The sequence below is a fragment of the Microvirga sp. 2MCAF35 genome (genome assembly GCF_052115545.1).
Lineage (GTDB): Bacteria > Pseudomonadota > Alphaproteobacteria > Rhizobiales > Beijerinckiaceae > Microvirga.
In genome coordinates this window covers 1-838 of record NZ_JBFRGW010000100.1, presented here as the reverse complement: position 1 = coordinate 838, position 838 = coordinate 1, and the positions used below count along the sequence as shown (strand labels likewise).

1 protein-coding gene is annotated in these 838 nt (G+C 61.4%); it reads right to left on the bottom strand.

Annotated elements, in window-relative coordinates:
• Positions 1 to 16 precede the first annotated feature (16 nt).
• Positions 17 to 774, bottom strand: a protein-coding gene (locus tag AB4097_RS21480) for an IS5 family transposase (RefSeq protein WP_442043331.1) whose coding sequence is annotated in 2 segments (ribosomal slippage) — positions 17 to 441 and positions 441 to 774 — 759 coding nt in all. Because the reading frame shifts where the segments join, the coding sequence is not laid out codon by codon here.
• Positions 775 to 838 lie beyond the last annotated feature (64 nt).

Here is an 838-nt window from a genome sequence, read left to right as displayed (position 1 = left end):
CTAGGCTCAGGACTCGTTAATTGAGGTAGAAGGCGACGGCAGCCGCGATGCAAATGGCTGAGAAGAAGGTGTGGGCGCAGCGGTCGTAGCGGGTGGCGATCCGGCGCCAGTCCTTGAGCTTGGCGAACATGTTCTCAACCTTATGCCGCTGGCGATACAGCGTCTTGTCGTAGGCAATCGGCACCTTGCGGCTCTTGGTGGGTGGRATGCAGGGCGTGATGTCCTTCTCGACAAGCGCTGCCCGGAACCAGTTGCTGTCGTAGCCCCGGTCGGCAATCAGCGTGGAGCCCGCCGGTAGTGCTCCCAAGACGAGCCGAGCGCCCTTATGGTCGCTCATCTGGCCTTCGGACAGCAGCAGGATGATGGGCTTGCCGGCGCCATCGCAGACGGCATGGAGCTTGGAGTTCAGGCCGCCTTTCGTGCGCCCGATACGACGGGGAATAGCCCCTTTTTGAGCAGGCTCGCTGCGGTCCGGTGCGCCTTCAGGTGGGTGGCATCGATCATGATCCGCTCCGGCTTGGGACCTTCGCCCGCCAGGGCCGCGAAGATCCGGTCGAACACGCCCAGCCGGCTCCATCGCATGAACCTGTTGTAGAGCGTCTTGTGCGGTCCGTATTCCTTGGGGGCGTCCTTCCATTGCAACCCATTGCGGATCACGTACACGATCCCGCTGACAACCCGCTGGTCATCCACCCGCGGCACGCCATGAGCCAATGGGAAATACGGTGAGATCCGCGCCATCTGGCGCTCGCTCAGAAGAAACAGATCACCCATCAGCACCTCCATCGCAGAGGCACTGAATCACTCCTCAGACCAAATTAATAGGTCCTGAGCCTAG